The 26,288-nt window shown below is 69.9% G+C and carries 20 protein-coding genes and 4 pseudogenes; 11 read left to right on the forward strand and 13 right to left on the reverse strand.

The genetic code is table 11. From position 1 onward, the window contains the following. Window positions 1-207: 207 nt before the first annotated feature. From ABZW18_RS00670 to ABZW18_RS00685, 4 genes are read right to left on the reverse strand one after another with little or no spacing between them, the layout of a single operon-like run. Complete coding sequence (locus ABZW18_RS00670; RefSeq protein WP_356180044.1) at window positions 208-1,338, reverse strand: hypothetical protein; 1,131 nt, start codon at window positions 1,336-1,338, stop codon at window positions 208-210. Next, complete coding sequence (locus ABZW18_RS00675) at window positions 1,335-5,927, reverse strand: hypothetical protein (RefSeq protein ID WP_356180047.1); 4,593 nt, start codon at window positions 5,925-5,927, stop codon at window positions 1,335-1,337. The genes ABZW18_RS00670 and ABZW18_RS00675 overlap by 4 nt, the downstream gene beginning before the upstream one ends. Before the next feature lie 3 nt (window positions 5,928-5,930). Further along, window positions 5,931-6,677, reverse strand: coding sequence for a hypothetical protein (locus ABZW18_RS00680; protein ID WP_356180050.1), 747 nt, complete (start codon window positions 6,675-6,677; stop codon window positions 5,931-5,933). Continuing rightward, a complete protein-coding gene (locus ABZW18_RS00685; RefSeq protein ID WP_356180053.1) occupies window positions 6,674-8,293 on the reverse strand; it encodes a hypothetical protein in 1,620 nt (539 codons plus the stop codon). The genes ABZW18_RS00680 and ABZW18_RS00685 overlap by 4 nt, the downstream gene beginning before the upstream one ends. 539 nt (window positions 8,294-8,832) lie before the next feature. On the opposite strand from ABZW18_RS00685, the pseudogene ABZW18_RS00690 reads away from it, so the two are divergent. Beyond that, a pseudogene (locus ABZW18_RS00690) lies at window positions 8,833-8,919 on the forward strand (IS5/IS1182 family transposase); the annotation flags it as partial. Window positions 8,920-9,004: 85 nt separating this feature from the next. On the opposite strand, the gene ABZW18_RS00695 reads toward ABZW18_RS00690, so the two are convergent. After that, on the reverse strand, window positions 9,005-9,943 hold the full coding sequence (locus ABZW18_RS00695; RefSeq protein WP_356180056.1) for a LysR family transcriptional regulator: 939 nt from the start codon (window positions 9,941-9,943) through the stop codon (window positions 9,005-9,007). A gap of 73 nt (window positions 9,944-10,016) precedes the next feature. Here ABZW18_RS00695 and ABZW18_RS00700 point away from each other — a divergent pair, with 73 nt between their 5' ends. Further along, a complete protein-coding gene (locus ABZW18_RS00700) occupies window positions 10,017-10,190 on the forward strand; it encodes a hypothetical protein (protein ID WP_356180059.1) in 174 nt (57 codons plus the stop codon). Window positions 10,191-10,656: 466 nt separating this feature from the next. Here ABZW18_RS00700 and ABZW18_RS00705 read toward each other — a convergent pair. Both ABZW18_RS00705 and ABZW18_RS00710 read right to left on the reverse strand, forming a co-directional pair. Beyond that, window positions 10,657-11,348: pseudogene (locus ABZW18_RS00705) on the reverse strand (IS5 family transposase); the annotation flags it as partial. Between the two features lie 497 nt (window positions 11,349-11,845). After that, window positions 11,846-12,727 (reverse strand): class I SAM-dependent methyltransferase, encoded by an 882-nt coding sequence (locus tag ABZW18_RS00710; protein ID WP_356180062.1) that lies wholly within the window; start codon window positions 12,725-12,727, stop codon window positions 11,846-11,848. Between the two features lie 402 nt (window positions 12,728-13,129). Between ABZW18_RS00710 and ABZW18_RS00715 the strand changes: the two genes are divergently transcribed. Continuing rightward, window positions 13,130-13,420, forward strand: coding sequence for a hypothetical protein (locus ABZW18_RS00715; RefSeq protein ID WP_356180064.1), 291 nt, complete (start codon window positions 13,130-13,132; stop codon window positions 13,418-13,420). A gap of 88 nt (window positions 13,421-13,508) precedes the next feature. Here ABZW18_RS00715 and ABZW18_RS00720 read toward each other — a convergent pair whose 3' ends face one another. Further along, on the reverse strand, window positions 13,509-14,834 hold the full coding sequence (locus ABZW18_RS00720; protein ID WP_356180066.1) for a hypothetical protein: 1,326 nt from the start codon (window positions 14,832-14,834) through the stop codon (window positions 13,509-13,511). Between the two features lie 1,227 nt (window positions 14,835-16,061). Here ABZW18_RS00720 and ABZW18_RS00725 point away from each other — a divergent pair. Then, window positions 16,062-16,280 carry a hypothetical protein gene (locus ABZW18_RS00725; RefSeq protein ID WP_356180068.1) on the forward strand — a complete coding sequence of 73 codons (219 nt, stop codon included), beginning with the start codon at window positions 16,062-16,064 and terminating at the stop codon, window positions 16,278-16,280. A 66-nt stretch (window positions 16,281-16,346) separates the two neighbouring features. Here the strand turns inward: ABZW18_RS00725 and ABZW18_RS00730 are convergent, their stop codons facing one another. Next, on the reverse strand, window positions 16,347-17,306 hold the full coding sequence (locus ABZW18_RS00730) for a hypothetical protein (protein ID WP_356180070.1): 960 nt from the start codon (window positions 17,304-17,306) through the stop codon (window positions 16,347-16,349). 186 nt (window positions 17,307-17,492) lie between these two features. On the opposite strand from ABZW18_RS00730, the gene ABZW18_RS00735 reads away from it, so the two are divergent. From ABZW18_RS00735 to ABZW18_RS00745, 3 genes are all read left to right on the forward strand, one after another. Then, on the forward strand, window positions 17,493-17,771 hold the full coding sequence (locus ABZW18_RS00735) for a cation transporter (protein WP_356180073.1): 279 nt from the start codon (window positions 17,493-17,495) through the stop codon (window positions 17,769-17,771). A gap of 79 nt (window positions 17,772-17,850) precedes the next feature. Continuing rightward, window positions 17,851-20,115, forward strand: coding sequence for a heavy metal translocating P-type ATPase (locus ABZW18_RS00740; RefSeq protein WP_356180076.1), 2,265 nt, complete (start codon window positions 17,851-17,853; stop codon window positions 20,113-20,115). Between the two features lie 136 nt (window positions 20,116-20,251). Further along, complete coding sequence (locus tag ABZW18_RS00745; protein WP_356180122.1) at window positions 20,252-20,539, forward strand: metal-sensitive transcriptional regulator; 288 nt, start codon at window positions 20,252-20,254, stop codon at window positions 20,537-20,539. A 19-nt stretch (window positions 20,540-20,558) separates the two neighbouring features. Here the strand turns inward: ABZW18_RS00745 and ABZW18_RS00750 are convergent, their stop codons facing one another. The 4 genes from ABZW18_RS00750 to ABZW18_RS00765 form a co-directional block, all read right to left on the reverse strand. Next, the gene (locus tag ABZW18_RS00750) at window positions 20,559-21,158 is read right to left on the reverse strand and encodes a hypothetical protein (protein ID WP_356180127.1); all 600 of its coding nucleotides are present in this window, start codon (window positions 21,156-21,158) and stop codon (window positions 20,559-20,561) included. Window positions 21,159-21,370: 212 nt separating this feature from the next. Beyond that, on the reverse strand, window positions 21,371-21,679 hold the full coding sequence (locus tag ABZW18_RS00755; protein WP_356180079.1) for a hypothetical protein: 309 nt from the start codon (window positions 21,677-21,679) through the stop codon (window positions 21,371-21,373). Window positions 21,680-21,770: 91 nt separating this feature from the next. Beyond that, window positions 21,771-22,397 carry a DUF305 domain-containing protein gene (locus tag ABZW18_RS00760; protein WP_356180081.1) on the reverse strand — a complete coding sequence of 209 codons (627 nt, stop codon included), beginning with the start codon at window positions 22,395-22,397 and terminating at the stop codon, window positions 21,771-21,773. 117 nt (window positions 22,398-22,514) lie between these two features. Then, a complete protein-coding gene (locus ABZW18_RS00765; protein ID WP_356180083.1) occupies window positions 22,515-22,916 on the reverse strand; it encodes a DUF6153 family protein in 402 nt (133 codons plus the stop codon). A gap of 205 nt (window positions 22,917-23,121) precedes the next feature. On the opposite strand from ABZW18_RS00765, the pseudogene ABZW18_RS00770 reads away from it, so the two are divergent. The 4 genes and pseudogenes from ABZW18_RS00770 to ABZW18_RS00785 form a co-directional block, all read left to right on the forward strand. After that, window positions 23,122-23,865: pseudogene (locus ABZW18_RS00770) on the forward strand (MFS transporter); the annotation flags it as partial. A 430-nt stretch (window positions 23,866-24,295) separates the two neighbouring features. Next, a complete protein-coding gene (locus ABZW18_RS00775) occupies window positions 24,296-24,820 on the forward strand; it encodes a DUF4396 domain-containing protein (protein ID WP_356180086.1) in 525 nt (174 codons plus the stop codon). 574 nt (window positions 24,821-25,394) lie between these two features. Then, window positions 25,395-25,967 (forward strand): SbcC/MukB-like Walker B domain-containing protein, encoded by a 573-nt coding sequence (locus ABZW18_RS00780; protein ID WP_356180124.1) that lies wholly within the window; start codon window positions 25,395-25,397, stop codon window positions 25,965-25,967. Continuing rightward, window positions 25,904-26,071 (forward strand): annotated as a pseudogene (locus tag ABZW18_RS00785) (L-2-hydroxyglutarate oxidase); the annotation flags it as partial. The gene ABZW18_RS00780 and the pseudogene ABZW18_RS00785, both read left to right, overlap by 64 nt. Window positions 26,072-26,288 lie beyond the last annotated feature (217 nt).

Raw genomic sequence — 26,288 nt, forward strand, 5'->3', positions numbered from 1 at the left:
GGATGAGGGCGAACCCGATATGGCTTGATCCACCGGTTCCGCTCCCGGTCGTGCTTGCGGATCGCCGGTCAGTTGCTGGTGCGACGGACACGGGCGCCACCATCATGCCGCCGGCACCTGCCTTAACCACCCGCACCACCTCGCTCGACGAGGTGGTCACCCAGACGGTCGGCCGCGCACTCGACCACCTGCGCCTGCCACACCTGGTCACGGCGCGATGGGGACGGGACTGGAGGGGCAGGAACTGAGCGTCCGCTCTGCGTCAGGAACGGGGCGAGGGTCTCCGTGCAGCTGGGGTAGCAGGGGGGCTCCGGGGTCGAGGTGGGCTCGTAGCCCGGGCAGGGCAAGGGCTTCCTGCCGTAGCACGATTCCGGCCGTCAGCATCTGCTGGACCGGCTCTGCGAGGTGTGCCGGCAGCCAGGAGACCGCGGCACGCACGTCGCCCGGGGCCGCCGGAGACAGACGGCGCGGGCGTCGTCCCAGCAGTGCCTGGTACAGGCCGGCCGCCGCGGTCAACGGGGGGAGACCCGCGGCGCGCGCTCTGGCGTTGGCCTGCTGGGCGCATTGCAGGCCGTCGAGGTCCAGATCCCCGTACAGAAGTAGGTCGGTCACGGGGTGGTCGCGTTCCCGGAAGGAATCGGCCGCCGTGGGTAGGGAGGCCACCAGCTGGTCTCCCGAGCCGTAGCCGAGCCATCCGACCTGGGCATGGTCGGGCCATGCCGCGAAGATCTGGCGCAGGCTGGCGAAGGTCGCACTGTTCTCCACGACGAGCAGCCAGGGGGCCGGGCCGAGTTCGAGCATGGCCAGTGGGGCGGGTGTCCCTCTGGCCCGCAGGTGGTTGGTGATGTTGAGGAGCCCGGCGGTCACCAGGTGGTGGTGTTCGATGCGGCTGAGGCGTTTTTCGTCGCCGTACAGCTCGTAGGAGCGCTCGGCGAGCGGGATGATCTCCGCGTCCGGGTGGTCCCGCAGGTGTGCGTTGACCGGGCCGAGTAGCGCGTGGTCGGCTGCGGACAGCTGGAGTGTGGTGGCGAAGGACAGCTGCGGCACCCAGGCTCGTGGGCCGGGCCTGGGGCGGGGGGAGCGGGGCCTGGGCATGCGCTGGATCCAGCGCGGCAGGGGCGGGTGGGCACTGTAGTCCCATCCGCCGGGCCCGCCGGGCAGGCGGGCAAGGCCCCGCCGGGCCAGTTCGTGCGCCGCGTCAGCCAGGACCCGGCGGCGGGCCGGGGAGGTGGGAAGACTGGAGTCGCCCTGGTCGGCGGCCCGCGCCAGAGCATCGAACTCGACGCGCTGGCGGGCCTGCTGGGCCAGATGGGCGGCCATGCGGTCGGCTGCCGTCATACCGCATCCCCGGCGTCCGGCGCGGCCTGCGGGACCGCTGCCTCGCTGCTTGGTGGGCGGCGCAGAAGGCGGGCGGAGACGATGCCGTCGGCCCGGGCGTGGGCCACCCCCGCCGCGACCACGTCGCCGTACCGTTCTTCGACCTGTACGAACCGGCGCCGGGTGCGCAGATCGACCCCGTTGCGCAGCCGGATGATGAGCGGGAAGCGGCCCAGCGCCGGGAGGTCGTTGGTTCCCGTGGTGTACACCAGCTGGATGCCGTGGGCCCCTGCCACGCGGCGCTGCAGTTGGACGAACGGCCCGTAGTTGGCCTTGCCGAAGGGATTGTCCAGGACCAGTGTGCCGACGCCGCCGGGGAGACGCCGGTCGCGTCTGGCGGCGCGCATCCGGGCCAGGGTGCAGTACAGCAGGACGGAGACGGTCAGAAGTTCACCGCCGCTGAACTTCTGGATCTCGGTGACCGATTCCCGTTCGATGGTGTCCAGGTTCTGCGTCGGCTTGATGATCTTCGCGACGATGCTGCCGCGCCCCCCGAGGGCGGCCAGAACCAGCCGCTTGGCCAGCGCCATGGCTTCCGGCAGGGCGCTGGCCTTCCCCGCGGCGCCCGGGGACAGCGCGGTGGTCATCCGGTCAACTTCGGCGGCCAGCCGGCGCTCCAGTTCCTCGCCGCCCGCCCGATGGCGCACCTCCAGCGACAAGAATCGCTCCTCGGACCAGTTCCCCAGTCCTTTGGGAAGCCTGGAGTGCCGGGCGACCTCGTCGAGGTCGTCCAGCACCGCCTCGACCAGACTTGCGCAGGTCCGCACGACCATGGCCTGGTCTTCGGCGAGTTCACCGAGAACGGCGGTGACTTCCCGCTCGCGGTCCTCCACATCCCCCAGGAGCTCGGCCAGCCGTCTGGGCTGCGTCAGGTCCTGCTGGAGGCGTGCCCGCAGCCGTCCGTCGACGACCGGAGCGTACTGAGGCTGCTGTGCCAGGCGTTCCACTTGGCGCACGGCCTTCTCCAGCGTTCTCCCCCCGCGCGCGTGAGTGCGGGCCGCCTCCTCCAGCTGCTCGGTGATCTCGCCACTGATCCGGTCCGCGTCCGCCGGCTGCAGGCCGTGGACGATCGTGGCGGAGAGGCCGTGTTCTTCAAGGAGCAGCCCATCGGTGCTGAGTTGCTCGGTTTCCTGCCGGTCCTCAGCGCCGGCTGCTTCCTGATGGCGGTTAGCGGCAGTGTGCAGGGTCTTCACCGCCTGCACCAGCCGCGCGGCGTCGCTGCTCGCTTTGTCCGCGTCTCGTCCAATGGTCGCAGCGTCCAGCCGCCGCGCGTGCACGGTTTCCTGCGTCTGCCCGAGGAACCGCCGCGCCGTGTCCAGCTGCTTCCGGGCTTCGTGCACGGTGCTGAAGGCGAGCCGCTGGATGGCCGGGGTGAATTCTTCCAGGGCAGCGGCGGCGTCCTCGTGGTCCTTCTGCGCCTGACGGTGAAGCAGCGATGCCTCGGTCGCGGCCTTCTGGGCGGCGGTGTGACAACGGTCGGCGTCGGCGAGGCGGGCCGCGAGACGTCCGGCATCTGCCGCGTCCGTGCCGCCGGCCAGGGCTCGTGCCCGCTCCCTCGCTTCGGGACTGAGCTCGGTCAGCTGCCGGCTGAGGTGGTTGATGGCGTTCTGGCAGGTGGTCAACCGCTGCTGCAGGGTGATGTCGCTGATGCCGTTGCGCCAGTCCTGCCGGGACTGCGTCCAGCGCGTGTGCAGTGCGTCCAGGCTGCTGGAAGGCACCTCGCCGGTAAGCGCAGCGTCGAGGATCTCCTGAGGCAGTTCCCGGCGCAGCGTCTGCGTCTCCAGGGTCCGGCGTTTCCTGTCCTCCGCGCACTGCTTCATCTCGGCTGCGGCCGATCTTTCCCGTCTCTGGGCCTCCTGCCACACGGTCTTGAAGCGCTTGGCGGCAGCTTGGTGCTCGCGCTCTTCGGTGCGGGCCTGGCGTGCCTGGTGCTCCCAGTCCTTCAGGTCACGGGCTGCGGCGGCCAGTGTGCGCACGCGGGGCAGCACCCCGGCGAGCGTGATCATGCGGTCTGTGTTCTCACTGATCCGGCGCTCTGCCCGACGGGAGGTCTCTTCGAAGTCCGCTGCCTGCCGGGTGAGGTCGTTCGCGCGCTCGGTGAGCGTGTTCACTTCCTCATCGAGCTGGTTCATTCTCTTCTCCAGCTCGGCGCGAGCGCGTCCGCTGAAGTCGTCCAGATGCGAGCGCAGGCGCTGGGCCAGGGCGCGGTCGGCTTCGCGGCCCCCGGCGATGTGCTGCAACCGGTCTTCCAGGGTGTCCAGCCGGTCGGTGACCTGCCGCAGCTCTTCCTCGCCAGCGTCGGCGTCGAGCGCCGCCGGGTGCAGGGGCAGCACCGTGACCTCGGTGGCGCCCGTAGCGGAGCTGAGGGCACGGGCCTGGCCATCCGTGCCCACGGCAACGATGCCATGCAAGGACAGGTCCGCACGGCGTGCCAGGGCGGCCAGGTCACCGCCTGGCACCGGCCCGCAGACCACCACGCCGCCGATGAGATGGGGAATGGCGGCGATGACGTCATCGCGCCGGTGCGCGGGGACGGTCTCCCGCAGGAACTGCAGCCCTGCCACTGCGGGGGCGCCGAGGGCGCGCAGCGCGGCGACAGCCTGCTCGACCTCGCTGGGCGGCGGACAAAAGCCGTCACGCTCCAGCGCCTCGCGTACGCGCTGATCCTCCAGAGCCCGGGCCTGCTGCCGAGCCAGCGACGCGTCGGCCTCGGTCACCTGGGCGTCCAGCAGCCCGATGAGGTCCGCTCCTACCGCGTCCAGGTCGAGGCCGCCTTCCTCCACGCCCATTCCTGCCAGCTCCCGCAGGCGAGGTTCCCCCTCCAGGGAACGGCGCTGTTGCTGGAGGGTGTTCAACCGCTCCCACATCACTTCGTGCCGCTGGCGTACCTCGGCCAGTGTGCTGTCGCACCGGGCGCGCTCCGAGGCGACCTCGCCGCGCCGTACCCGGGCGAATTCCTGCTGGCTCCTGGCGTGCTCCAGCTCTTCTCGTGCTGTGCTCTCTTCGTGGGTGAGCCGCTCCATGGCGCGTGGCGGGTCTTCGCGCTCTTGCAGCAGGCCTTCACCGCGAGCGGCTTCGAGGGCGGCCCGTGTCTCGTTCATCCGGGCGTCTGCCAACTCCGCACGAACCTGAGCGTCTTTAGCCGAAGTCACCGCATTCAGGCGGTCGGTGTCGGCCGCACGCCCCTCCTTTTCGGCTTCGGCGTGCCGCCTCCGGGCACGCGACGCCTCGCCTTCGAGCTGGCGCAGCTCGCTGTCGAGCTTCAACAACCAGGCCGCGCCGGCTCGCTCCATCGCCTCCCGAAGGGGCGCCTGCTCCTCGCTGAGGCGGGCAAGGAGGGAGTTCACCTGCTGCAGCTCTTCCTCCTGGGCCAACAGCTCCAATACGGAAGGAACGGCCTTCCAGGAGCGGCTGTCCAGTTCCGCCCGCGAGGCCTCCTCCCTGCAGCCGGCTTCGTCGCGGGCCCGGTCGGCCACCAGGGCACGCCGGGCCGCCTCCTCGACGGCGGCCACCCGGCGCTGCTGCTCCTCGACCCGCTCGGCGGCCCGGTGCGCATCCTGCTGGGCGGCGGCCGCGCGACCGGCCAGGACGATGGAATCGTGCTCCAACCGCTCAGCCTGCGACCGGATGTGCTCACACGCCCGCTGCGCAACCCCTACCTTCTGGCTGAGCGTGTGCTGGGCGGCAGCCACGTGCGCCGCTGCCTTCTGCACCGGCCTCAGCCGCAGCACGGCCTCCGCCAGGAACCGCCCCTCCAGCTCGCGCGCGGGCCGCGCGGCGAGCTTGTCCGCGTGCGCATTCAGCGTCGCGCGTGTGGCGGACGGAGCCGCCTCGTCGACGACCATGTCGATGAGAAAGTCTACGAAGTCCTCGCACGAGGGGAACTTGAACAGCTCGGTGATGCCGCCCTCCTCCCGGTTCATGTCACGCTGAATCTTGAAGACCTGCGGGTCCAGGCCGTGGCTGGCCAGCTGCTCGGCCCATACGAACTGCTCGTCGGCGACGACCAGCTGCGCCCGCCGCTCCGCTTTGTGCGCCGCCTCCAATGCCCGCACATACGAGGTCAGACTGAGCTGGCCGCCCTCTCCCCGGACGGGAAGCACATCCAACTCCAGAGCTCCCGGGAGCGGCCTGAACAGGTACCAGCGTCGCTCGAGGCGTTCCCATCCGGCAGCGAGGTCCGCGGGACGCTGCCCGCCGCGCCACTGGTAGACACCACCGCTCACCAGCGCGGCGCCGGCGTCCGGCCGCTCGGAGTCCTCCCACTCGGCGATCACATGGGAAACCTGCCCGTCGGGCACGTAATCAGCCAAGGACTTGTTCTTCGTGTGGCCGATGAAGTCGACCTTGGCGGGCAGCAGGAGACTGAACAGCAGGGACATCAGCGTCGACTTGCCGCCGCCATTGCGCAGCCACAGGATCACATCAACAGACGACAGGGGCCTGCCGCTGACCGTGCTCGGGCCACCGGTCAGGTCCAGGACAAGGGAGGTGAACCCGGCCGCACGGTGGCCGATGTTCTCCAGACGCAGGCGTCGCAAACGGTACATCGCTCAGTCCTCCTCGATGAGCTGGGCACGGCGGATGTCACACAGCGCGGCGAACGCAGCCATCGCGGCGGTTTCACGGACTTGCAGGCGGAAGCGGTGAGCGAGCCGGTAGCACCCCACCCCCAGCTCGGGGGCGCGGTTGGCCAGCCCCTGTTCCACCAGCCACTCAAGGGCTTCCTTGATCACTCGGTGCGTGCTCGACTCCGACAGGCGTCCCGTCGTGGTGGGCCTGGCAGGTGGGAGCTTGGAGTACACCCGCCATGCGGCATCCAGCTCGGCATGCGGCACAGCCAACCCGTCCGCGTCCACGGCAGCTTCGCGCAGCCGTTCCGTCAGACTGCGCAGAAAGTCGTCGACCTCGGCCAGAGAAACCCGCTTGACGGTCTCCTCCTCCAGGTCCGCCGGGGTGGGGTAGGCACGCGCGGCGATGGCCACATGCGCGAGCCCCAGCACGAGACGGTCCTTGACACCCAGCCGGGGATGGTCCTTGAGCCGGTAGGCAAGCCACGACCCCTCCCGGGGGTGCAACACCAGCCCCTCGATCGGATGCGCCTCGATCAAGTCCATGTCCAGACCTTCGGCGACCGCGTCGACCGCGTCACGGAACGCCCCGTCCAGGCGGTACCGCTGCAGCAGATCCCAGTACCTGGGAAGGGCGAGCGGCCGCAGACGCGGCTGGCAGCCAAGGCTCACCAAACAGGCAGCGTCCGTCAGCTCCGACGCGGAGTAGGTGCAGGCAGCGGTGGTCATACCAAGGCCTCCAGGTAGTCCCCGGCGTATGCGGGGTCGGGAATCAACGGCTGGGCGGGAACGAGCAGCAGGTCACTCCCGCCCAGCGCTCCGAGATCGAAGACAGCGCCGTCATCGAGGACCACCAGACGCTCCCCAAGGAGGTCCTCCAGTTCCGCCACGGCACCCCCCTCGTCCTCCTCCGGGTCCGGAGCGAAGGCCCGCAGTACCGAAACGGCCAGCAGACCGGCCGCTCCCACTCCCTGAGTCAGCGCCTGCTCCAACAGGTCCGACAGACGCACGGGAGCACTCAGCGCGCCCTCGAGCAGAGCCCGGGCAACGGCGACGTCCTCCTCGCTGTGCAGGCCGCTCTCGCACTCCTCGTCAGCGACCAGCTCCACGTCCTGGTCCGGGAACGCTTCCCGCACCTCTCGCACTGGCGCCAGCAGCAGACCCCACCAGTCCCGCAGCCGCGGCCGACGAGCGACCACTGGTCCGCCGACCGCGTCCGCGAACAGACCCGCAACCCCTTCCGCCTGCTCAACCGTCAGCGCCAGCACCGGCTCGAGGACGTCCTCCTGCACCCCCACCACCGCCAGGCGGGGCGATGGCCTGAACCTCTGCTCGGCCTGGGAACGCAAGAACGCCGGGCGGGCATCGATCACCCGCTCCAGCAACTGCGTATGCCGCAGATGCGCCCGCTCCAGCAAATGCAGGATCCGCGCGCACGTACGCCGGACGTCCACGTCGTCGACGGCGTTGCGCGCCTGCCGCATCCACTCCATCAGCTCTCGCTCGACTTGCTGCCGCTCCCCGAGATGATCACGCGCCGTCCTGAGCAGCTCCGGGACCCGCCGCTCCCAGTCCACCGCCCGCACGTCCCGCTCGGTCTCCTCCAGCACCGCGCGCACGCGCTCGCTGTAGAGCAGGGACATCTTCAAACTGTCCGCCGCGCTCTCCTCCGCCCGCCCCCACCGGCCGGTGCTCACCTGGCGCCGCAGCATCGCGTCCTTCGCCGCCTGCTCGTCCTCCAGGTCGTACTCCAGACCCGCCAGCAGCAAATTGATCGCCGGAGCTGTAGCCTTCAGCACCGCTTGGCCACGGCGCCCGAATCCCTCCTCCAGCATCCGCAGCGACAAGGGCACCCGACGGTGACCAGCGCGATAGTCGCTGTAGGGGATGGCGAACTCCTCCCCTCCCTGAGAGTCGTTCAGCAGCTCCCGCACCACGAACCGGGCGACCGCCACATGCTCCGACCCGTCCCGCGCCGGCGCCGCTGCGTGCGCCAAGGAGGAGAGAAACTCGACCACTTCCTCTGTGGTGGCCTCCAGCTCCATCCCCTGCCGGCTCACGACCGCTTCCAGCGCTGCCAAAGCAAGGGTGCGCGGGTCATAGAGATCTCCAGGGAACTGCTGCCATGCTTGCCGCTGATCGATGCGATGCAACGGAGCCGCGCGTGCCAGCACCGAACTGCGTCGCACGAACCCGGGCTCGGCCACCAACCCGAGCCATGTTTCGACCCCGTCGGTGGCCTCCGGGGCCGCGGCCAGAAGCCGCCGCTCCTCCCGATCCAGCAGGGCCTGCAGCACCTGGTCGGTCTCGTCCACCTCCACAGGGCTCGGACTGCTGAGAGACACACATGTTTCTGTCATGTCATCAGTTCAGCAGCCAACTCTGACAAACAACTCCAAATACTGTATGTCGACTACCCAATCGGATGTCAGCCAACAGTGGGAACATATCCTGCGCCTACCGCTCCCACCAGCAGTCTTAGTGTGAGGAGCGAGCCATCGGGATGTCCCAGAACGCCACTGTGAGGTGCCACGGGACTGTCCCGGTCGAGTGCTGTCTCTGGGCATCGTCAATTACGACCCCACTGCGCGGAACTACGCAGTTCCGTCGAAGAATTTCATCAAGGCACGGAGGCCCGGCAGGCGCAACTGCCACGCACACCCCAGCCCGACCGCCCCCGCACCACGCCTGCTTCCGGACTACGTCATGCCGTCGGCCGGAACTCGGCAGCGATTCATGTCGGAACCTCACCCGCCCCGAATCGGCGCACCCGTCGGGTATCAGAGGGCGTTATGAGGCTCGGCGCCCGTCTTGGTGTCGCCCGGACGAGTGGATTCGAGGTGTTCATGTCGGTCGGTGGGCTTGAGCCTGCTGGGGTAGCGGTGTGAGTGAACGCAAGCCGTACCCGAGCGATTTGTCCGACGACCGCTGGGCACTGATCGAGCCGGTGATCACCGCCTGGAAGGCCGCGCACCCCTCGCCGCGGTCTGGCTCGCCCGCCGGGCTGCCCGCATGAAGGTTCTCGATGCGATCAGCACGCCGTAGCGGGTGAGCCGTCAGGCGGATTGGGGCCAGTCGTCCATGGTCTGGTGGTCGCGCACCGCCTCTTCCAGCGCCCGTATCCCGAGGTCGATAAGCGGGTTCCGCCGGCTGCCCCGGCGCACGCAGGTGAGGATCCGCCGCGTCGGCATGTTCTCGCTCGACACCGGCACCCGCACCACCGCCTGGCCCGCCGGGCCCTCGGCCAGCCGCGGGATCAGCGAGATGCCCAGCCCGTTCCCGACCAGCGACCAGACCGCCGACCAGTGGGTAGCGGCGTGCACGATCCGCGGCGAGAACCCGGCCGCCGCGCACAGCACCCGCACCCGCTGGGCGTGGTCGCAGGTGCCCGGGTCGGCGACGATCCAGTCCTCGGCCGCCGCGTCCTCCAGCCGCACCGACACCGCCCGCGCCAGCGGGTGGTCGGCGGGCACCAGCATGATGTACGGCTCCTCCAGCAGGGGGCTCTGCTCGAACCGCGCGTCATCCGGCGGCGGCCCGCCCTCGATGGGCTCCACGACCGCGAGATCCACCTCGCCCGCCACCAGCAGGTCCATGCTCTCCACGGTGTCGCACTCGCGCACCTGCACCAGGAGGTCGGGATGGCTGTGCCGCAGCCGCCCGGCCGCGGGGGCGATCAGGCCGCTGATCGCGGTGGTGAAGCCCGCGATGCGCAGCGGTCCGCTCATGCCCGCCCGGTAGGACTCCAGCTCCGCCTGCGCCTCCTCCCACCGGGCCAGCAGCGCGTCGGCGTGGTCGATGAGCAGGAGCCCGGCCGGGGTCAGCCGGACGCCGCGGCCCTGCGGCTCCAGGAGCGGGACCTTGAGCTGGCGCGCGAGCTCGCGCATGTGGTGGGAGACCGCCGACGGGGTGAGGTGCAGGGCCGCGGCGGCCGCGGTGACCGTGCCCTGCTGGCGCACCACGCGGAGCATGTGAAGCCGGCGCAGGTCAATCATGAAATCATTTTGCACACACCACCCGCAAAACGTGCAATAGACCGCAACGGTCGTCCGGGGTCATCCTGCTGCCATGAACACCAACACGAAAACCATCGTTTCCCGGCACCCCACCAGCGAGGGCGTCGTGGTCTGGAGCCGCTGCGCCTGCGGACGGCTTCAGATGGTCCTGGTTCCAAACGGCATCGACGGCAAGGGACTCGCCGCGGGCGGACACGACATCCAGTGCCCCCACTGCGGCCGTTAGTGCTGCTCGGCGTCAGAACGAACGGCATGGCGCTGGGGTGGGAGATGCGGTCACGGCTCCACGTGGCCCCACTCGGAGAACACGCGACGGCCTCCGTCGGCCCCACTTCAAGCAATAAGCGACGAGAAAGTGCCGGTTGCAGGCGGGGCCATTGCGGACCAACACGGTTCCCACGTGGTGGAGGTGGGGCCAAACCAGGCCGTCCTGGTGGGGCCACTCCAGACCGTCAGGGCCAGCATTCCGGCTTCGACGTGACGCGCGGCCTCCTCCATGCCCCTCGCCGCTACGCACCTTCGCATCGAGGCCGGGCGCTCCCGGCGCTCTGATTCACGGGTCGCCCCGGACGTTCTAGGAACGATCCATCGGTGCGCCGAGACCGGAGCTCTCCTCCTACTGCCCGCACCCCACGTTCGACACGCTGCTGCGCAGGACGAAGGCGAAATGACTTCCACTCCCCGTATCACTCGCCGTAGGCGCGTTCCACCACCCACCGCTTGGCCGGCGGGACGAACCCCTTGTCTGCGGGGCTGCGCTCGACGATCCCGACCTCGATGCCCACGCGTGCTCCGTGCTCGACGACCGCGGTCTTGAACCCCTGGTCCACCAGCGACTTCTTGACCGTGCCGGTCTGCTCGGCGACCTTGTTCAGCAGGCGGGTGCCGATCGTGTTCTCGTGGGCCGAGGCGGCGGCCACCACCACCGCGATCACCAGTCCCAGAACATCAACGGCCAGGCCCCGCTTGCGCCCCGCACCCTCTTCGCGGCATCCCGGCCCGTCCTGTCGGCCGGCCCCCCGGCCGCCGCGTGGATGCTCTGGGTCTCGAGCACGACCAGGCTGGGGTCGGCTAATCGGCGCCGCTGTTCGCGCGTGTACCAGCGCAGCAGATCGTGGATCCTCTGGTCGGTTCCGTCGTCGCGCCAGGCGGCGAAGTAGTAGTAGTAGGCCGCCCCCTTCGGGGGCAGGTCGTGCGGCCGGAAGTCCCACCGGCAGCCGGTGCGGTTCTGGTACAGGATCGCGTTGACGATCTCCCGCATCTCGTAGGCGCCCTGGTGGCCGGTGGCCGAGGGGTGCGCGGCCTTCCAGGCGGTGATCACCGGCTCGATCAGTGCCCAGCGTTTGTTCGACAAGTCGCTCGGGTACGGCTTGCGTTCACTCACACCGCTACCCCAGCAGGCTCAAGCCCACCGACCGGCATGAACACCTCAAAGCCACTCGTCCGGGCGACACCAAGACGGGCGCCGAGCCTCATAACGCCCTCTCAGAGCGCAACGGGTTTGCGCTCAACTGCTCTGGAACTGCACATGGGTTCATGAGTCCAGGGGGCCTCGAAGGGATCCGTTGGGACAGCGACACACGGTGGCCCACCTCTGAGTGGACAGCTCGCATCCGCAGAGCATCTCGTGGAAAACCCTCCTGGATCCGGAGTCTTCATCGTCCTTCCCGAAGAGGGCCACAACTTCGCTGATCACGGTTACCCGACACCAATCTCATGAGGACGCACATCTAGCGCCCACCACCTCAGCTCATCCCAAGGAACGTCGTCATCCGTGAATCAACGGGCGGCCCACCGGTCGACGATGTCACGGCGCAGCCGCCCTTCAAGTAGCGACGAAGTGCGCCTCGATCTCATCCAGGCCTGTGTGATTGCCACTGATCACGCGTCGACCGTACCGCCGCCCACAGCCGTCGGTGACCTGGCGAGCAGTGCGTACAGCAAAGGGACACGCGGGTCCTCGTCCGGAAGCCGCCACCAGCCGGAACCCGTGCGGATCATACGGGGCCAGCGAGGCCAGGGCAGTTCATCGCTCTCGCGGAGGCTGGCGACCTGGAGACCTGCTCCCAGCAGGGCATTGATCACCTCGCCGAGCCCATGCATCCACTCGAAGGACTCCGTGGCGCCCTGTACTGCCGGTCCGTCGGTGTACGTGTGGGTCGAGTTGCGTTGGACGGGGCCGCGGCCTTCGAGGTAGTCGTGGCGCAGGAGGAGTCGGGATCCCTCGTCCTCGGCGGGGGTGGGGCCGAGAGCGCACAGCATTGGGTGGAACTCGACAACGTACAGGCGGCCGCCGGGCCGTAGCAGCCGAGCGATCAGTTCGGCCCAACGGTCGAGGTCAGGCAGGTAGCAGAGGGCTCCCTTCCCCGTGTAGATCACGTCGAACGTCCGACCGTCGAGCGCTTCGACGGCGTCGTAGACGTTGGCCTGCACGTAGTCGACGGTGACTTCGGCTTCTGCGGCGATCTTGCGGGCGGCCTCCACCGACGCACCGGAGATGTCCAGCCCGACGGTGCGTGCTCCGCGTCGGGCGAATTCGATCGTCTCGGTACCAAGGTGGCACTGCAGATGCAGGACGTCACGCCCGGCGAGGTCGCCGAGATCCTCCCATTCGTAGAAGGCGAACCAGCGGGCGGAGTCCCGCGCTTCGCTCAGGCCGTAGAACTGGCTGGCCGTATGCACTGGGGTTCTTGCGTCCCAGTTGGACTGGTTCGTCCGCATCATCTTTTGGACGGTGGGGTCGAATCGCTTGGAATCCTCCATGCAGCCATCCAACCCTGACGCCTGCCGTCGGGGAATACCGTCCGGGGGACCCGGCCGGATTCAGCGCCCCGGACACCTCATCTGACCGGGAGTCACACGGTCTCTAAGCGCGATCGCTGCCTCCAGGTGGGACTTCAAGGAACCGAGAATCAGGCCCTCTAAGCACCCCAGAACGCAGTACGCAGCGGCGGGACGCGGTCGAAGGGCGGGTGGCTGGCTGCCCCGTCGTTGGCGGTGCGCCCGCTGGCCGAACGCGGCACCGTGTGCGATTCCACGGTGCACCGGGGCCTATTGCCCGTCCGGCCGATGCTCAGCCGCCAGGGTCCGGTATGGCCGAGAAGTCGTTGCCTGGTGGCAGGATGAACGGGCAACTCGCCATGCCGTCAGAGGGAGTGCGCCGTCATGCCCGAGCAGCAGCCACCGAGAGCCATTCACCTCGTGAAAATGGCCGAGCAGCCTGATGTCCCACAGAACGCCGACGACACGAAGGTCGCCGAGTGGCACCGGAAGATCGCCGAGCAGCTGGGCGTCGACCCATCCGAGATCGAGGACGCCGTCATGGCCGTCTCCACCGACATCGTGCCCAGTGGCCCGATCACCACCGATGTCCTGACCGACGAGCCGCTGACCGATGCCGAGGCGATCGCGCTCCTGGCCGCTCACGATCACAACCCCCAGGCCCGCGAGCTGTAAGAACAGGGCGGGGAAGCGCCGCACCGTGGTGCTCAGCGGTCTCCCTTACGGTTGCCGCTTCGCCGGTCCCGTCTACGCCCGCAGCGTTTCACCGGAGCCTTGGATGGTGCGGTGGCTGCAGCGCAGCACGCTGCGCGGGATCCTCCGCCCGGGCGGCGGCGCGGCTTGGCCGGAGGACTGCCTCCGGCGGGTTGCCGGCCCCAGAAGGCCTGGCCGTCTCCGTGTAGCTGGCTTCCCGGGCTTGTGTCAGGCACTGAGCGAGCAGCGCGTGGGATGCCTCGTCGACGGCGGCCTGCTTCTCTTGGCGGACCAGGTCCGGGTACGCCTCGTACAGGGGCTGCAGCGCCTGGTGCTGCGATACCCGCTCGGCCGCGCGCATGAAGTCGTAGGCCGCCACGGGTTGCGCTCTCAGATGGCCTGGGAGGACGGCGAACAGCCGGGGCAGGGAGCCGCCGGGTGCGTGGGCGGGATCGGCGACCATGCGGAAGACCTCCGACATCTCCGTACGCCCTTGCTCCCGGGTCCAGAACCACGCCTGAGCAGATGACTGCCGCAAGCGCGTGTCCGGATCGCCCGGCTGGGGCGGGGCCGGCGCATCGGGGTCGGCGGCGACCAGCTGGTCGACCACCTTCCGCGCCGGCGGACCGGCCTCGGGTATCGACACCGCGGCGGCGGCCAGCACCTGCCAATGGCCTCGCAGTGTCCCCTCACGCGGCCCCCAGCCCTGAGCGTCAAGCCCCGGCTCGAGCTCGGCCGCAAGGAGAGCACGTTCCATCTCGGCCGCAGCCTCTTTGACCGCGGCGCCTTCCTCGGGCCCCAGCCTCTCCAGCACAGAAGGCGGCACGGGATCACCCACCCGCAGGGCCCACGCCCACCCGGCACGGCGCAGGGCGGCAGGATCCCGCTCCACCACCTGGGCTGGGACAGCCACCTCCTGCCGGTTGCGGTCGATCCATGCGGCCAGGGCCCCGGCCAGCCGCTCCCCCCCACCCCGCTGCAGGGCCCGCCGCACCAGCCCCGTGACCGTGAGGTCCTGCAAACCGGGAACCTCCGCGACCCCGGTGGTCACCACGTGCTCATGGTGCGGACGGTCCAGCTGCGCCCACTGCACCATGGCTTCCACCGGGTCGCCCGTCAGGGTGCCCAGGGAAGTCGCGTCTCCCTCCACGGAGATGTTGTACCAGCGACGCTCTGCGCCCTGCTCGGGCGCCGCCCCCTCCACGACAGTGAAAAGCTCGTCCCACAACGGGGCTGCCGCCTCCGCGTACTCCTCCTCGGTAAGCGGGCCGGCCCAGAGGCCCTGCTCGAGCTCGATCAACTCGAGCCGAAGCGGCAGCGACCGCTCCCACTGCTCCATCCGCACCCCCTCCTCCTCGGCCCGCCCGTGAGCGAAACGCTCGTCCCTATCCGCCATGCTTCGCCTCCTCATGCAGCCTGCGGCCGGAGCCTTCAGCGTGCCCGACTGCCCACCTCCCAGGGCTGCGGATGCGAAGTCGGCGCCACCGCTCCCGCCCGCTGCAACACAACGTCGGTTTCCATCCCGCCTCGTGGGCGTTGCGACTTCTCAGTTCGATGCCACCACGAGCTCTCGTTGGGGTGTCTTCAGTTCTGGCTGATCGGGGCCCGGGTCTGATCACATCAGGTGAGAGGGCTCTGCAACACCGGATGAGAAACAAACTCCAGCGCATCGAAATGAGAAGTCGCATAAGCGCCCTCCAGCGGCACGCCGCCGTCCCGGCGGTCGCCGACTGGCTGGAGGAGTACCGCACCACCACCGGCGTCAGCTAGGAGGAGACGGTGACCATTGCTGGAACGCCTCACCGACCACGTCGGCCGGGAAGCCGCTCACGCCGCGGAGGCCGATGAACTGTCGTGGGAGACGATCGACCCCCGGGACGTTGAAACGGACTTCTTGAGCCCGCCGGCGACGCTTGCGCCCGGCTGGCCGAGCCCCATGTTCGCCTGTCCAGGCCCCAGGTGCCGTCACCGGTGGCTCCGGGAGCGAAGCCGTCAGCTGGGGTGGGCGGGGGTCTTGAGGACCCAGGAGCGGCCGGTGCAGGCACTGGGGAGAGGCGGGAAGGTCTTGCCTTCCACATCGGTGCTGGTGAACTCGTGGCTCTCGCTGCACTGGCACTGGTAGATGCCGCTGTGGGACCTTCTCGCCCCGGGTGGTAGGTCTTCTCCTTCATGATCCCGCTGTACTGCCGTCGGCGTGCTGGGCGACCGGAGCCCAGCATGTGTTCAGCCATCTGCCGTAACACCCGTCGCACTTCGTAACCCTCCTGCGGCGTGCAATGCAACGTTATCTGGACGGTGCCGCCTTCAATCGCTGTGACGGCGCCCGGCTGAGCGCCGTGTCAGCCCACGCGTGATGCGGACTGGTAGGCCCCAGACGCGCGGCGTCGCTCACAGCACCCACCGTGCCCCCTTGTGGCCCCACCAAGAGGCGCCGGAGCGTGGGACCCGGCCGGAGACCGCACCGCCAATGTCCACCCCATACCCGCGCAAGCGCCCCCATCGATGCAGCGAGACCCCCCGCGGCCCGCAGCAGCCGGAAGGCCTTCACCAAATCCGCGACGCCCTCCCGCCCGCGCCAGATGCACGCACTGTGCCGCCCGCTCCGCGCTCAGCGGGTGACACGGTGCCACAGGAGTTGCTGGCACTGATCACCCACCACTGCCGCTGGGTCAACACCTACCTCGCCCGCGCCCAGAGCCTGGAAACCCACCACCGGGACTCCATGCACGAGTGGCAGCGCCTGGTCCTCTACGCCCTGACCGACGCCCTGGCCCACAACCACCTCCTGGTCGGCGCGATCGCCGCCTACCTCCAGCGGTCCGTTCCTTGCGGACGTCGGTGACACCGGCCCTGACGTCGACCAGTTCCTCGACGTCGTCGATGAGGGAGCCGCAGCTATTGCGGTAGGTCACTGGTGTTCGGTGCTTGTGTGGTCTTCGTGCTGTGTGGTGGGGGCGGGGGTGGTGCGGTTGGTGGTGGGGAGGGTGAAGGCGGCGGTGTGGACGGTTCCTTGGTGCTTGAAGTCGAGGAAGAGGCGGTAGGAGCCGTGGGTGGGGGCGGTGGCCATGAAGGAGGTGGCGGGGCCGGGCCGGGTGGTGCCGTCGCCGGGTTCGCCTTCGGGGTGGACGTGGAGGTAGGCGAGGTCTCCGGCGCGCAGGGCGACGAGGTGGCCGTAGGCGCCGAGGTAGGGCTCAAGGTCGGTGACGGGCTTGCCGTCTTTCGCCACGCTCAGCGTCAGGCCGGTCATCTTGCCGGCTGCGAGGGTGCCGTCGAGGGTGACGGTGTAGCCGTCGACTTCGGCCGTGGCCTGCTGCGCGGGCAGATCTTGGGGCTGGTAGGTGCCGGCGACGGCGAGGTCTGCGCCCAGGGTGAGGGGCTTGGCGCCCTGCTTGGCGGGGGTGAAATCGGCGAAGACACGGTAATCACCGGCCGCGGGCAGGTAGAGGGGGGTGCTCCAGGTCCCGTCGGCGTCGCGGGTGGGGTGCAGATGGCGGAAGGTGTTCAGGTCGCGTGAGGCGACGATGAGGTGCAGTTCCTTGTCGTGGGCCTTGGCGTAGTCGGTGACGGCTTTGCCGGCCTCGTCCTTGATGGCGAAGCGCAGGGGGGTTTCCTGGCCGGCGGGCAGGCGGGGGGTCAGCAGGTCGAGGGTGTAGCCGTCCTGGGAGATCTGCAGTCCGCCCGGGAGGGGCGGCGTCTGTCCGGTGTGTTGGTCGCCGTTGTTCACCGCGTTGCTCTCCTGGTGTGCGGCGTGCGGGGCGGCGGGGGTATTGCCGGTGAGCGGGTCGGCCACCGCTCCTATGCCGTAGGCGCCGGTGAAGGTCACTGCGAGGGCTGCGCCGTAGAGGCCGATCTTGGCTGCGGTGTTCATGGTGGTCTCCCGTGTCGTGCGTGAGCCGGAGCGGCGCGCTGGAGGTTTCGATGGATCGAAGCATACCCCCCCGGGGTATATACCCAACGGGCTGCGAGGGTTTGCTTTTCATACGGGGTAGGGGTATACCTGACCCGCAGATACCCCCAGGGGGTATCAAGGTCCCGCCTACGGTTGGAGAACCACATGACTTCGTCCTGCTGCTCCCCGAACAACACATGCTCCACCGCGTCGGTGGCCGTGGAAGGCGCGGTCCGCACCGTCTACGCGGTGGCGGGTATGACCTGCGGTCACTGCAAGGACACGATCACCAAGGCGGTCGGCGCAGTCGACGGCGTCAGCCGCGTCGAGGTGGACCTCGCCTCCGGGCAGGTCACCGTGGTCAGCGCCGCCGATCTCGACGACCGGGTGATCGCCGCCGTCGTGGACGACGTCGGCTACGAGGTCACCGGCCGCGCGGCCTGACCCGCTCTTCCCCCTCTTTCTCTCTCCGGGCCGCCGGGGCCGTCAGGGCCCCGGCCGTCCGCCGCCACCAGGAGCACGCATGAACACTGCCACCACCACCGTCGCCACCGTCGGCGCCGCCGAGGTCGAGCTCGCCATCGGCGGCATGACCTGCGCCTCGTGCGCGGCCCGGATCGAGAAGAAGCTCAACCGCATGGACGGTGTGAGCGCGACGGTCAACTACGCCACCGAGAAGGCCAAGGTCACCTTCGACGCCTCGGTCTCGGTCGCGGATCTGATCGGCACGGTCGAGGCCACCGGCTACACCGCCCGCGAACCCGAACCGCCCCGGCCGGATTCCGGCGCGAGCGACACAAGGCCGGGCGACGACGGGCAGCGGCCGCTGCGCCAGCGGTTGATCACCGCGGTGCTGCTTTCCGTACCGGTCATCGCGATGGCGATGATCCCGGCCCTGCAGTTCGACTACTGGCAGTGGCTCTCCCTGACCCTGGCCGCGCCCGTGGTCGCCTACGCCGCCTGGCCCTTTCACAAGGCCGCCTTCACCAATGCCCGGCACGGCGCCGCCACCATGGACACCCTGATCTCTCTCGGCACGTCGGCGGCGTTCCTGTGGTCGCTGTGGGCGCTGTTCTTCGGCACCGCGGGCATGCCCGGGATGAGGCACCCGTTCGAGCTCTCCATCGCCCGCAGCGACGGGTCCGGGAACATCTACCTGGAGGCCGCCGCCGGTGTGACGGCGTTCATCCTGGCGGGCCGCTACTTCGAGGCCCGCTCCAAGCGGAAGGCCGGCGCTGCCCTGAAGGCGCTGCTGGAGCTGGGCGCGAAGGACGTCACCGTCCTGCGCGGCGGCCGTGAGGAGCGCATACCGACCGGCGAACTGCGGGCGGGGGACCGCTTTGTGGTGCGGCCGGGCGAGAAGATCGCCACCGACGGCATCGTGATCGAGGGTTTCTCCGCGGTGGACGCCTCGATGCTGACGGGCGAATCCGTACCCGTCGAGGTGAGCGCCGGTGACACGGTCACCGGCGCCACCCTCAACGCCGGCGGCCGCCTCGTCGTCGAAGCCACCCGCGTCGGCGCCGACACCCAACTCGCCCGGATGGCGAAGCTGGTCGAGGACGCGCAGAACGGCAAGGCCGCCGCCCAGCGCCTCGCCGACAAGATCTCCGCCGTGTTCGTCCCCGTCGTCATCGCCCTGGCGCTCGGCACCCTCGGCTTCTGGCTGGGCAACGGCGCGGGCTGGACCGCCGCCTTCACCGCCGCCGTCGCCGTACTGATCATCGCCTGCCCCTGCGCCCTGGGCCTCGCCACGCCCACCGCGCTGATGGTCGGCACCGGACGCGGCGCCCAGCTCGGCATCCTCATCAAGGGGCCCGAGGTCCTGGAGTCGACCCGCAGGGTCGACACCATCGTCCTGGACAAGACCGGCACCGTCACCACCGGCAAAATGACGCTCCTGGCCGTCCACACCGCCGACGGCGAGAGCGAGACCGAGGTCTTGCGCCTGGCGGGCGCGCTGGAGCACGCCTCGGAGCACCCCATCGCCCAGGCCGTCGCCCAGGGTGCCGCCGCCAAGGTCGGCTCCCTGCCCACCCCGGAAGACTTCGCCAACATCGCCGGACTCGGCGTCCAGGGCATCGTCGACGGCCACGCCGTCCTGGTCGGCCGCGAGAAGCTGCTCGCCGAATGGGCCATCACCCTGCCCGACGCCCTGAAGGAGGCCAAGGCCGCGGCCGAGGCCGCCGGGCGGACCGTCATCGCGGTGGCCTGGGACGGCGAGGCCCGCGCGGTCCTGGAGGTCGCCGACGCTGTCAAGGACACCAGCGCCGAGGCCATCACCCGCCTCAAGGCCCTGGGACTCACGCCGCTCCTGCTGACCGGCGACAACCAGGTCGTTGCCGACGCGGTGGCCGCCGAGGTCGGCATCGAGCAGGTCATCGGCGAGGTGATGCCTGAGGACAAGGTCGACGTCGTCAAGCGTCTCCAGGCCGAAGGCCGCTCGGTCGCCATGGTCGGCGACGGGGTCAACGACGCGGCTGCCCTTGCCCAGGCCGACCTCGGCCTGGCGATGGGCACCGGCACCGACGCGGCCATCGAAGCCGGCGACCTGACCCTCGTACGCGGTGACCTGCGGGCGGCGGCCGACGCGATCCGCCTGTCCCGCAAGACGCTGGGCACCATCAAGTCCAACCTCTTCTGGGCTTTCGGCTACAACGTCGCCGCCCTCCCCCTGGCTGCTGCTGGCCTGCTCAACCCGATGATCGCCGGAGCGGCCATGGCCCTCTCCTCGGTCTTCGTCGTCGGAAACAGCCTGCGCCTGCGCTCCTTCCGCGCAGGCAGCTGAGCCCCGCCGCAGACGGCCCCGTCCGGCCGGTCCGGGCGGGCGGGGCCGACACATCCGGCCCGGCGCCGACGGAACACATCAGCGCACCCCGTCGTTACACCTATACCCTCCCGGGGTAACCAGTGGAAGGGAAGGGATCGCCGTGCACGGCTACACCGCCAACAAGGACGACGTCCTCAAACGACTGCGCCGCATCGAAGGCCAGGTACGGGGCTTGCAGCGCCTGGTCGAGGAGGACACCTACTGCATCGACGTCCTCACCCAGGTCAGCGCCACCACCAAGGCGCTGCAGTCCTTCGCCCTGACGATGCTGGATGACCACCTCCAGTCCTGCGTTGCCGGTGCCATCGCGCAAGGCGGCGACCAGGCCCAGGACAAGATCGCGGAAGCGTCCCAGGCGATCGCTCGCATGGTCCGCTCCTGAGCGGCGGCAACGGACCGATTCAAGCGGCTGTCAGTGCCGTGCGGCCCCGCTGCGTAGGGCGGTGACCAGCCAGGAGCTGCTGCGCAGCCACACCGCGCAGTCCGCCTCGTGCCCCCTCCTGGAGGCTGCGGCCATCTCGGAAACCGATCAGGTGCTGGACATCGGCTGCGGGGCAGGCCGCATCACCCGCCTCGCGGCCCGGCGCGCTGGCCGCGTACCCGGACGCGGAGAGGACGCGAAAGGGCGGCTGCTGGCCGTTCTGCTTCGTAGCTGACTCCGGGAAGTGCCCTGTGTTCGTGTGGCCCGGCCGGTGCACGGTGGTCCATGTGCGCCTGCCGTCCTTGGACTCGTAGACAGCGTCGTTGGTGTCGGCGGCCAGGAGATGGGTGGGGGTTGCCGCGGTCAGTACGGCGGGCTGGGCGCCTTGGGGGAGGCGGCCGTGCTCGGTCCAGGATTTCCCGTCGCTGCCGGACAGGACCTTGCCGTCGGCGGCGAGGGCGATCAGCTGGTTCGGGGCGGGCCGCTCCACGGAGGCCAGGGCCGGTGCGCCGGGGACCGGCTGGAAGGTCGTACCTCCGTCGGTGCTGTGCAGCAGTCCGTCGCGGGTGGTCGCCCACACCTCTTGCGGTGCGCCGACGTGGGCGGCGAGGTCGCCGGCCGGGATCTTCGCGCGCCGTTCCCAGGTGGCGCCGGCGTCCTTGCTGGCCCAGATCTGGGATGTCTGGCTGTCGAGGCCGTAGAGGGTCTGGCCGGCCTGCTGGAGGGAGTGGAAGTCGGCTTCGCCTCCGGCGGAGACGGTGGTCCAGGTCTGTCCGGCGTCGGTGCTGCGGATCAGCCCCAGATGGGGTGAGGTCGCGGTGGGGTCGGTGGGGAGGGGTGGCCGCCCATCGTGTCCTGGTAGCGGTCGGCGATCCGTACGGCGCCGGTGGGGCCCAGGCGGAAGACGCCAAGGTGTCCGGCGGCGTAGAGGGTGCCGTCGGTGGGGTCCACGCCGAGACCGTGAAGGTGCCCCGTTCCTGGGTCGGGGTTGCCGGCGTTGGTCGCAGCGGGCTTGGTGTCGGTGGTCGAGCAGGCGGTCAGCAGCAGGGCGCCGGCCGCCGCGACGACCGCGAGCGCGGGTATCCGGAAGCGGATGGTCATGTGTGAGGTCCGAAACGCTTGAGAAGAGGCTGGTCGGCAGGGGTGCGGGCAGCCGTTGCCGGTTGCCCGCACCGGGGTGTGCTGATGCAGGTCAGCTCTTGCCGAGGAGGGTGTTCATCCGGGCTATCTCGGCGCTCTGGGAGGTGTTGATCGCTGCGGCCATGTCCTTGGCGGGCTGGTACTTGCCGTCGGACTGCTCGGTCTTGGCCATGGCGACGGCGCCTCCGTGGTGCTTGACCATCAGCTGGAGGAAGGCGGTGTCGAACGCCTTGCCCGAGGAGGATTCCAGCTGCTTCATCTCCTCGGCCGTCATCATCCCGGACATGTCGTGCCGGCCGTGGCCTGCGCCCTCGGCCGGGACCTGCTCGCCCCAGGACGTCAGCCAGCCGGAGAGGGTCTTGATCTCCGGGTCCTGGGCATTCTTGATCTCGTCGGCCAGCTTCTTGACCTCGGCGGACTCGGCGCGGGTCGCGGCGAGGTCGGCCATCTCGATGGCCTGGCGGTGGTGGGGGATCATCCCCTGGGCGAAGGCGGTGTCGGCGGCGTTGTGGACGCCCTGCACGGCCGGTGCGCTGGCGGAGGGCGAGGCGGCGGTGTTGTGGCCGTTGTGGGCGGAGCCGCTGTCGCCGTTTGCGCCGCAGGCGGCGAGGACGGGGGCGGCGGTTGTGGCGGCGGCCGCGGCGGTGGTGCGGCGGATCAGGGAACTCTTGGTGGTCATGGTGGTGCAACTCCTGCTGTGGGGCACGCGCGTCTGCGGGCGTGCGGAGGTAGGGCGGGGTCGTCTGATGGCCGGGCATGCCGGGGCCGCCCTATATGCGCAGGAGTTGCAGTTCGCTCAGTGACGGTGGTGCCCGTCCGCAGGTGCCAGCGTCGGGCACGATCCCGTACGCGAGGACCGCCTGGGTGTCGGTGCTGCCGGGCAGGACGGGGCGGGCAGGGCGGGGGCCCCGGCTGTGCCGGCGGCGGCGCAGGTCGCATCGGCGTGCTGAGCGTGTCCGCCGCGTCCGCTGCCGGCCGGGTCGTCGGCGTGGACGCACCCGCTCTGGCACGGGGCGCCGGAGGCGGTCGCCTGCTCGTGGCCGGCGGCCGGCGCGTGGTGGGAAGTGGCCACTGCGTGTGCGCCGACCGGGACGGCGGCACCCGGCCCCAGGCCGTGCATGGCCACCAGCCCTGCAAGTACGGCGAGGACGAGGAGCAGGTACGAGCGCAGCCCGAAGGGCTTCACCGCTCGCAACACCTGGCCGTGGTCCGCATCGTAAGCGGCCTTCTTCGCGGGTGGCGAGGCGAGGCCGGATGACTGCCCGTTGAGGAATACCCCCTAGGGGTATAACGTTTCGTGCAGTCGAAGTCATACCCCCTAGGGGTATGAGGGGATTCTGTCTTTGGGAGCGGTCATGCCAACCGTCAATCCGCGTCGCTGGTGGGCCCTCGGGGTGCTCGCCGCCGCACAGTTCATGGTCGTGTTCGTCCTCATTCAGCGGTCCGCGCAGTCACCGCTGATGCCGCTCGGCATCTGGCGCACTCCGGGGCTCGGCGTCTCCAACCTGGCGATGGCACTGCTGGGGGCGGCCTGGATCCCGATGTGGTACTTCCTCAACCTCTACCTCCAGCAGGTCCTGGGCTACGGCGCCTTCGCCTCCGGAGCAGCCCTGCTGCCGATGACCGGCCTGCTGATGGTCTTCATGACCACCGCCAGCGCCCGCCTGCTCGGCCGCTTCGGCCCCAAGCCGCTCATCGCCGGGGGTCTGCTGGTCCTGGCCGCGGGCCTGGTGTGGCTGTCGGCGGCCCGCCCGACCGGATCCTTCGTCATCGACGTCCTGCCCGCCTCGCTGGTGGCAGCCCTGGGTATGGCGCTCGCCTACATCCCGACCCTGATGGCGGCCATGTCCGCCGCTCCGCAGGAACAGGCCGGTCTCGCCTCGGGAATCGTCAACACCACCTACCAGGTCGGCTCCGCCCTCGGCCTCGCCGCCCTGACCGCCCTCGCCACCTCCCAGGGGGCGGGCGCACTCGGTGACCTGCCCGCCCTCACCGACGGGTTCAGCGCCGCGTTCCTCGCCGCCGCCGGCATCGCCACCGCGGGCGCCCTGGCCACCCTCGCCCTCATGCGAGGCAAGCCACAGAGCCCGCCGACCGAAGCCCCCGCCGACGACCGGGCCGCACAGCGTCAGCACGCCCCCAACTGACCCAACAGGAAAAACAAGAGGGCCCGCCGATACCCATCGGCGGGCCTTCCCCATGGCGCGCTCAAGCGGAGAGGCGGGGCAGAGGCCCTGCGCGCCCGCCTGCGCCACCCGTAGCGGGTGAGGCCCCTCGGCTCGAACACCGACAGCACCATCGCCGCCCCCAGGGCCAGCAGCGCCAGAACGGAATGGAACAGCGGCACAACTCCCCGGCGCGCCCTCCTGGACGTACATCCGTACGCGGCCCGTACCGCCACGGAGGTCGTCTCATGCCCCAGGGGCTCCCAGGCCGAACGAACCGACCAGGAGGTGTGGCGCGTCAGACAGCGAGATGCCGTGGCCCCGGTGAAAGCTCTTGGCTAATACCCAGGGGGGGTAAATGTTGTGAGTCGCCGGACCCACACCGGACGAGGCGAGGAAGAGGCGAACAGTAATGGACCACACCGCTCACCACACCGAAACGTCCGCTCACGACCACGCCGGGCATGCCCACCACGCGGACCACGGACACGCCCACGGCGGCGGTACGACATGGGCGACCGCGGCGAAGGCCACCCTGCACTGCCTGACCGGGTGCGCCATTGGCGAGATTCTCGGCATGGTCATCGGCACCGCCCTGCTGTGGGGCAACGTGGCCACCATGGTCCTGGCGATCAGCCTCGCGTTCGTCTTCGGCTACTCCTTCACCCTGTTCGCGGTCCGCAGGGCCGGGCTGGACTTCAAGTCCGCTCTCAAGGTGGCGCTGGCCGCGGACACCGTCTCGATCGCGGTGATGGAGATCGTCGACAACGGCATCATCGCCCTGACGCCCGGGGCGATGGACGCCCACCTGTCGGACGCGCTGTTCTGGACGGCGCTGCTGGGCGGCTTCGCCGTGGCCTTCGTGATCACGACGCCGGTCAACAAGTGGATGATCGGCCGCGGCAAGGGCCACGCCGTCGTCCACGCCTACCACTGACCACAGCAGCTCGGCACCTGTTCTCCCCGAAGACGTGGCCGCTGCGGTCCGAAAGCTGCTTGCTTCCCTTGAAGCCGCAGAAGGAAGGTAGCGCTCCGGCCCTCCGCGCGGCACGGACGGCTGACAGACCGGTACCCAGCGCCTCGGCGGAGCGCCGCCCCAACCTCTGCTGTCAGCGGGGCGTCCTGCATGCGTGCAATGAGGCTGGGGTGGTCGGTCTGAGCCTGCCGACGGCTGTCCGATAGGGCCACCTGGGTGTCCCCCGCCACGAGCTCGGTCGGCAGGACGGCAGGGTCGTCGACATCGTCTACCAGGGGCGCCGACGGGCGCCGGGCCCGGGTGGTGCGCACGGGCCGTGCCCGAACTGGCCGAGGCCCCCTCGCGCAAGGCGCCGACTGGTCTTGCAGGCGCGCGAGCGGCTGCGGCAGTCGGCGGATGCCTGGCCGCCCGGAGAACGGGCGGCGGTGGGCAGCTCCTCCAGGCCAGATCGCCCAGCAGCAGAACCGGCGACAGCTCCGATAGCTACGGGAGCATCTGACCGCAGCCCTGGACGACCGCGCATGCCAGGAGTTCGATATCCAGCGCCACCAGCACGGCCAGTGGGTTCCGGCGACCGGACCCGCCTCGGGCGGCGAGCGGGTGCTCGCGGTGTGTACCACTCTTCGCGGCGGCCTCCTCGCACTACACCACAGCGACCGGCCCGCGCGCGCCGCGCCTGGTCACCCTGGACGAGGCGCTCGCGGGCGTGGACGACGACTCTCGCGCCAGTGCCTCGGGCTGCTGCACGCCTTCGACTTGGACGTGGCGTACTACCCGCAGGTGCCGGGCATCGCGAACGCACAGCTGTCGCGGATCGACGAGCTGGCCGCGGCCCGGTGTGCTGCATGAACTCCAGCGCGAGCCAGACCTCGCACGGCTATTCGAGCGGTCGTCCAAGTGGACGCGGTGGGCTGTGCGAATCGCGCCTGGGTCCACTGGGGCGAGGGTGACGGGGCGGATGCGTCCGGCGATGCGGTCGGCGGCGGCCTTGATGTCGCCGAACGTGAGCTGGTGCACGTTGCTGCTTCTGCAGGGGGCTATGACCAGGCGGTGCTGCCGGACGGGACGCTGGTCGATGACTTCGTCACCACGGAGTCCCCCGACGTGATCCACGTCCTGAACGCCCCGTCCCCCGCGGCGACCGGATCCCTCCCGATCGGCCGCGAAATCGCCCGCCGAGCACTCGCAGCGCTGGGTAGAGAGCAGCCGTGACCGCATCGGCACGGGGGTGGCGCCGCAGCTCACCGTGAACTCGGCAAGCAGGGCTACCACATTCGGTATGCGGAAGCTCCTGTTGTCCGGGCCCTTCGGGCAGACGGCCACGACAGCGCAGCCGCTTCGGGAACGAAGGTCTCGACGATCCCGTCTTTGCACCGCACCATCGCCTGTCCGGCATCTGTGCGCCGACAGGGTTTCCTGACGGTACGCG

It is taken from the genome of Streptomyces sp. NPDC004647, from assembly GCF_040609575.1.
Taxonomy (GTDB): Bacteria; Actinomycetota; Actinomycetes; order Streptomycetales; family Streptomycetaceae; genus Streptomyces.